Origin of the sequence: Kitasatospora sp. NPDC049285 (genome assembly GCF_040678815.1) — a bacterium.
Lineage (GTDB): Bacteria > Actinomycetota > Actinomycetes > Streptomycetales > Streptomycetaceae > Kitasatospora.
Window position 1 is genome coordinate 1 of record NZ_JBFAQR010000118.1, and the last position, 6,246, is coordinate 6,246.

5 protein-coding genes, 1 tRNA gene and 1 pseudogene are annotated in these 6,246 nt (G+C 73.3%); 4 read left to right on the top strand and 3 right to left on the bottom strand.

What is annotated here, in order from left to right:
• Positions 1-136: 136 nt before the first annotated feature.
• Both AB0K51_RS34315 and AB0K51_RS34320 read right to left on the bottom strand, forming a co-directional pair.
• Positions 137-490 (bottom strand): STAS domain-containing protein, encoded by a 354-nt coding sequence (locus AB0K51_RS34315; protein ID WP_363462150.1) that lies wholly within the window; start codon positions 488-490, stop codon positions 137-139.
• 391 nt (positions 491-881) lie between these two features.
• A complete protein-coding gene (locus AB0K51_RS34320; RefSeq protein ID WP_363462152.1) occupies positions 882-1,517 on the bottom strand; it encodes a dihydrofolate reductase family protein in 636 nt (211 codons plus the stop codon).
• 391 nt (positions 1,518-1,908) lie between these two features.
• On the opposite strand from AB0K51_RS34320, the gene AB0K51_RS34325 reads away from it, so the two are divergent.
• The 3 genes from AB0K51_RS34325 (at position 1,909) to AB0K51_RS34335 (ending at position 4,673) form a co-directional block, all read left to right on the top strand.
• Complete coding sequence (locus AB0K51_RS34325; protein ID WP_363462154.1) at positions 1,909-2,946, top strand: NlpC/P60 family protein; 1,038 nt, start codon at positions 1,909-1,911, stop codon at positions 2,944-2,946.
• Between the two features lie 81 nt (positions 2,947-3,027).
• Positions 3,028-3,429, top strand: coding sequence for a YciI family protein (locus AB0K51_RS34330; protein WP_363462156.1), 402 nt, complete (start codon positions 3,028-3,030; stop codon positions 3,427-3,429).
• Positions 3,426-4,673, top strand: a complete 1,248-nt coding sequence (locus AB0K51_RS34335) for a DUF6596 domain-containing protein (protein ID WP_363462158.1) — start codon at positions 3,426-3,428, stop codon at positions 4,671-4,673. Before AB0K51_RS34330 ends, AB0K51_RS34335 begins: the two co-directional genes overlap by 4 nt.
• A 25-nt stretch (positions 4,674-4,698) precedes the next feature.
• On the opposite strand, the pseudogene AB0K51_RS34340 reads toward AB0K51_RS34335, so the two are convergent.
• A pseudogene (locus AB0K51_RS34340) lies at positions 4,699-5,933 on the bottom strand (SpoIIE family protein phosphatase).
• Positions 5,934-6,134: 201 nt separating this feature from the next.
• On the opposite strand from AB0K51_RS34340, the gene AB0K51_RS34345 reads away from it, so the two are divergent.
• Positions 6,135-6,211, top strand: a tRNA-Met gene (locus AB0K51_RS34345).
• Positions 6,212-6,246 lie beyond the last annotated feature (35 nt).

A 6,246-nucleotide genomic window follows, 5' to 3' on the forward strand; every position in this document is an offset into this window, starting at 1 on the left:
GCGGAGGCGACGTCCCACTGCCAGGTGCCGAGGCCCGCCAGTCGCTGGGCCTGGGCGAGCTGGTGCTCCCGGAGTTCCTGCTCGTCGTGGGTGCGAGGGCAAGTCGGCGGTGGTCGGAGACCCGTGGCATCGGCGCTCACCCGTCCTGCCCGGCGAGCGCGTCGGCCAGTGAGGGGTGGATCCGCACGAGGCTCTCCGCTCCGGTGATCTCGAACAGCCGCGCGACGATCGGGCTGAGGCCCGCCAGCAGCAGCGGCCGCCCGTCGCTCTCGGCGGCGCGGCTGACGCGCAGCAGCAGGTTCAGGCCGGTGGAGTCGCAGAAGGACAGGCCCCCGCAGTCGACCACGACCGGACCGGGTGGGCCGCGAAGAGCGCCGTCCAGGGCCTCGGACAGCGGCTGGACCGAGTCGTTGTCCAACTCGCCCTCGGGGCGGACGATCACGCTCCGCCCGGAGGTGCGCACCAGCACCGTCAGCACCGCCTCGGTCATGGACTGCTCTCCTCCCGGTCGCCTCGCATCCGGCGGTGGGCCACCAGGCGGCTCCTGACGGATCCGGGGACTCGGCCGGCCGTGGCCGGACCGGTCGGTTCGTCGAGGAAGCCGCGCGGGGCCCTGCGCGCCCGGCACTCCGATCCGGCCGTGCCGTCCAGATCCACATCGAGCGAGGGGACACCGTGCATGACGTCACCTCGACCTTCCGCGGCGAGTCCGGTCACACCTGGCTCCTACCCCGAGGCCTCGGCCACAACCTGGGGGCAGCCCTGGACGGCCCGGCGGCGCGGGGTTCACGCCGCCATCGATCGGTGGCCACAGCCTGCGGGCCGAGGGGGGGGGTAGGGCCGGTTGCGCCCGACCGCCCTCGGCCCGGGTCCTGCTGGTCTCAGGCCTCGCTGCCTGGGTTGTCGCCGGGTGCGCCCATTTCTCCGGTGGCGGGGATGCCGTCGGCCAGGGCGTAGCGCAGGAAGACGACGCCGTTCGGGCTGGTGGCGGGCGGTTCGAGGAGGGTGATGTTGGTGGGGACCTCGCCGCCGTCGAAGACCTTCTTGCCGGTGCCGAGGACGATCGGGTGGATCCAGAGGTCGAGGCGGTCGAACAGCTTCTCGCGCAGCAGGGTCTGCACCAGGTTCAGGCTTCCGACCACCTTCACGTTCTGGTGCCGGTCGCGGAGCTCGCGCACCGCGGCGGCCAGGTCCGGCCCGAGCTGGGTGGAGCCCGCCCACGACAGGGTGGGCGTGCCGCGGGAGGCCACGTACTTGGGGATGCTGTTGAACAGCTTGGCGAAGGGGCTGTCCCCGGCGTGCGGCCAGTACGCGGCGAAGATGTCGTACGTCCGCCGGCCGAGCAGGAGGGCGTCGGTGCCCTCGTAGGCGGTGTCGACCTGCGCCCCGGAGACCTCGTCCATCAGCGGGACCTGCCAGCCGCCGAAGGGGAAGTCGACCGGGTCCTCGTCGGGACCGCCGGGCGCCTGCCCGACGAGGTCGAGGGTGGCGAACAACTCGAGATGGATGAGGCCCATGGCGTGCTCCCGGTGAGTCGGTGGTCCTGTCGGAAATCAAGACGGGCCGGGACGGGCGAACTCATCGGTCCGCCGCCGCCCGGCTGCCACCCGATCACCGGTGCGCCGCCCCGGGGGCGTCATCGCGCCCGGACCCGCCTGCCAAGGTAGCGGCTCGGGCCCCCGGGGGTGCGCCCTGACGCGCCCGGCGCCGCGGAGTCACCACGCATCGCGGCACCCTGGACGTCGCGGCTGACGGTCACTCAACACGGCGCGTTGGGCAACAGGTTGACGATCGGTGGGAGTGGACGCGGAGCGCCGGGCATGGTTAGGGTCCGAGGACGAACTAGCGTTCCAATGGTCTGGACCCGCGCCTGCGCGGGTGGGTCCGGCAGGACGAAGGAGCACCTCCTTGGCTTCTCACCGCCGTCTCAGGCAGCCGAGCCGCGCGCGGGTCTCCGTGCTCACCGCCGCTGCCGCGACCGGGGTCGCGCTGTCGGCCCAGGTGGGTGCGCACGCCGCGCCGGGCTCGCCGAGCAGGGACGAAGTCAAGGCGCAGGTCGACAAGTTGATGGAGGAACAGGAGCAGGCCGCCGAGAAGTACAACGGCGCCAAGGAGCGCTCCGACCAACTGCGCAAGCAGGCTGACCAGTTGCAGGACCAGATCGCGCGCGGCCAGCAGCAGTTGACCGACCTGGCCTCCGGGCTGGCCGCGGTGGCGGCCGACGAGTACCGGCAGGGCGGGCTGGACCCGTCGGTGCGGCTGATGCTCTCCGCCGACCCCGACTCCTACCTCGCCCAGGCGTCCTCCTTCGACCAGGCCGCCGGCACCCAGGCGGAGACCCTGAAGGCGCTGAAGGACCAGCAGCGCCGCCTCGACCAGCAGAAGCAGGAAGCCGCGGCCGTCCTCACCGAGCTGGACGGGCAGAGCAGGGCGCTCGACGCCGCCAAGCACGACGTCCAGGACAAGCTGCAGCAGGCGCAGCAGCTGCTCGGCCGGCTGAGCGTGGCCGACCGCGCCGCGATCATGCAGGCCGACGGTACCGCCGCCTCCCGCGGCTCCTCCCGGGTGGACCTGGCCAGCCTGCCGCCGGCCAGCGGCTACGCCGCGGTCGCGGTGAAGACCGCACTCGACCAGCAGGGCGACCTGTACAAGTGGGGCGCGACCGGTCCGAGCACCTTCGACTGCTCCGGACTGATGGTGTACGCCTACGCGCAGGCCGGCGTCTCGCTGCCGCGCACCTCGGAGGAGCAGGCGAGCGTCGGCGTCAACGTGGGCACCGACTGGCACAACGCGCGGCCGGGCGACCTGGTGATCTACTTCTCCGACCGCCACCACGTCGGGATGTACATCGGCAACGGTCTGGTGGTGCACGCCCCGAAGCCGGGCGACGTGGTGAAGACGATGAAGGTCGACGCCCTGACGATCAACACCATTCGCCGGGTCTAGCGATGTAGAGAACCGGCCGACGGCTCCGTTCAAGGGGCGAGTGCGCCACACTGGGCGCGCCCCGACGATCAAGGAGTTCAGATGCCGACGTTCCTGCTGATGGTCAACCACGACGGCGGAGTGTTCGAGCAGCCCATGGACGAGTGGGCTCCCGGCGACGTCGCGGCGCACTTCGACTACTACGAGGCCCTGACCAGGGAACTGGTCGCGAGCGGCGAGATGGTGCGGTTCACGCCGCTCGCCGACCCGCGGCAGGCCAGGATCGTGCGCTCGGACGGCGCCTCGGCTCCGGTGGTGACCGACGGACCGTTCCCGGAGTCGAAGGAGGTCCTCGCCGGGTTCAACGTGGTCGAGGTGGAGTCCGAGGCCCGCGCCGTGGAGATCGCCGCCAGGATCTCGGCCGTGCCCGGACCCGGCGGGGTTCCGACGCAGCAGCCCGTCGAGGTGCGCCGGGTGATGACCGACCTCGCGTTCGACCTGTGACCGACCCGTCCGTCGTCGAGGACCTGCTGCGCTCGCTGGCGCCGCAGGTCCTCGGCGCGCTCACCCGCCGGTCCGGCGACTTCGACGCCTGTGAGGACGCGGTCCAGGAAGCCCTGATCGCCGCCGTCCGCCACTGGCCCGCGCAGGGCGTTCCCGACAACCCGCACGGCTGGCTGCTGCGCACCGCCGCCCACCGCCACACCGACCGGCTGCGCAGCGACGCGGCCCGACGACGACGCGAGGAACGCGTCGCCGCGGAGCCGGCCCCGGACCCGGCCGCGACGACGGACGACTCCCTGGCGCTGCTGTTCATGTGCTGCCACCCCGCGCTCACGCCCGCCTCGGCGATCGCGCTCACGCTGCGGGCGGTCGGCGGCCTGACGACCGCTCAGATCGCCGCCGCGTACCTGGTTCCCGAGGCGACGATGGCGCAGAGGATCAGCCGGGCCAAGCAGCGTCTGAAGGCGTCGGCGGCGGTGTTCGAGGCGCCGCCGCCGGGCACGCCGGAGTGGTCGGCGCGGCTGCGCAGCGTCCTCCAGGTGCTGTACCTGATGTTCAACGAGGGCTACACGGCCTCCGATGGCCCGGTCCTGCACCGGCCCGACCTGTCCGGCGAGGCCGTGCGGCTGGCCCGTCAGCTGCACCGGATCCTCCCGGCCGAGGGCGAGGTGACCGGGCTGCTGGCCCTGATGCTGCTGACCGAGGCCCGCGCCCCCGCCCGCACCGGCCCGCACGGCGAACTGGTCCCCCTGGCCGAACAGGACCGGACCCGGTGGGACCGCGCCCTGATCACGGAGGGCGCCGCGCTCCTGATCGGCTCCTTCGCCCATCGCGGGCGGCCCGGCGAGTACCGGCTGCTGGCCGCGATCGCCGCCGTCCACGACGACGCCGCACGCGCCGAGGACACCGACTGGCCGCAGATCCTCGCCCTGTACGGCCTGCTCGACCACGTGGCGCCCAGCCCGCTGGTCACCCTCAACCGCGCGGTCGCCGTGGCGATGGTCGACGGGCCCGTCGCCGGGCTGGCCCTGCTCGACCGGCTCGACGCCGAGGGCGGCCCCGTGGCCGACCTCCACCGCACCCACGCCGTCCGGGCCCACCTGCTGGAGCTGTCCGGCGACACCGCGTCCGCGCTGACCCACTACCGCACGGCGGCGGCCCGCAGCACCAGCACCCCGGAACAGCGGTACCTCACCGCACGAGCCGCGCGGCTGCACCACCGCACGCAACCGGAGGCGGACTGAGGCCCGAACCGCCCGAGGCCGGCCGTCACAGGCGCAGGACGATCAGGGCGGTGTCGTCGGTGAGTCCGTCGGGTGGGACGAGGTCGGCCAGGAGGGCGTCGGCGAGGGCGTCGGGGTCGGCGTGGCGGTGGCGGGCGAGGGAGCGGGCGAGGCGGTCGAGACCGGTGTCGATGTCCTCGCGCCGCCGTTCGACGAGTCCGTCGGTGTACAGGACGAGAACCGAGCCCTCGGTGAAGCCGGTGCGGGCCTGGGGGCGGGCGACGTGTTCGGGGCGGGCGCCGAGCGGAGGGTCGGTGGCCTGGTCGAGCAGGACCACGGTGCCGTCGGGTCGGCACAGCGCGGGCGGCGGGTGGCCGGCGCTGCTGTAGATGAGCGTGCGGCTCGTCCAGTCGACGAAGACCGACACGGCGGTGGTGCTCTCCGCCCCGGCCACGGAACGGGCGTACAGGCCGAGGACGTCCAGGGCCTGGGCGGGGCCGTCGGCGACCCGGGAGGCGGCGGACAGCGCGCTGCGCAGCAGGCCCATGACGCCGGCGGCGCGCAGCCCGTGGCCGACGACGTCGCCGACCGCGACGGCGACCGCGGTGCGGCCGGGGGTGGGGAGGTCGGCGATGTCGTACCAGTCACCGCAGACGTTCAGGGCGGTGGTGGCGGGCCGGTACCGGACGGCCGCGCGGTGGTGGCCGAGCGGGCGGGGTGCGGGGAGCATCGCCTCCTGCAGGTGGAGGGCGACCTCGCGTTCGCGGGCGTGGGCCCGGCGCAGGCGTTCGTTGACCTCCTGGAGTTCCCGGGCGCGGGTGTAGAGCTCGGCCTCCAGTACCCTTCCGCGGTCACCGCTGCGCGAGCCGCGGGCCTTGATGAGGTCGGTGACCTCCTCGACCCGGTGCAACAGCAGCGCCACCGTGCCGTCCGGCGCGAGGACGGGGGCGTTGACCGGGCTCCAGTACCGCTCCTGCCACTCCCCCGGGCGCTCGGGATCCTCCACGTCGTAGCGCTGCAAGGCCATGGTGTCGGGCTCGCCGGTCGCCTTGACCCGCTCCAGCGACGCGGACAGGTTGCGCACGCCGGTCGCCGCGGGTCGTTGGGATTGTCCGGGAAGACATCGAACAGGTAGCGGCCGATCAGCTGCTCGCGGGTGCGCCCGGAGACGGACAGGAACGCCTCGTTGGCCTCCGCGTACCTCAGGTCGGTGGTCAGCAGCGCGACGGCGCCCGGCAGAGCCTGGAAAACGGCCTGGTAGTCGATGACGGGTCCGTTCACGATCCACCTGCCCGTAGGCCGACGCTTCCGATCATGCGGTGCTTCCACGATAGGCGCGGGCCCCCCACACGGCCTGCTCCTGCCTCCGGCCCACCCGGCCGCGCCGCCACGCTCCACCCTGCCGGAGCTCCGCGCCGGGGGCGGTGGCGGGGGTAATTGGTTCGACGGGCCGCCGGCGTGCTGTAGGGTTGTGTTTACCGACGCGGGGTGGAGCAGCTCGGTAGCTCGCTGGGCTCATAACCCAGAGGTCGCAGGTTCAAATCCTGTCCCCGCTACCAACGGCCGGGCCCGGAGTGTTCAACACTCCGGGCCC

Coding starts and splice junctions, on each gene's coding strand:
- AB0K51_RS34315 (WP_363462150.1), bottom strand. CDS start 490: ATGACCGAGGCGGTGCTGACGGTGCTGGTGCGCACCTCCGGGCGGAGC.
- AB0K51_RS34320 (WP_363462152.1), bottom strand. CDS start 1,517: ATGGGCCTCATCCATCTCGAGTTGTTCGCCACCCTCGACCTCGTCGGG.
- AB0K51_RS34330 (WP_363462156.1), top strand. CDS start 3,028: ATGCCGACGTTCCTGCTGATGGTCAACCACGACGGCGGAGTGTTCGAG.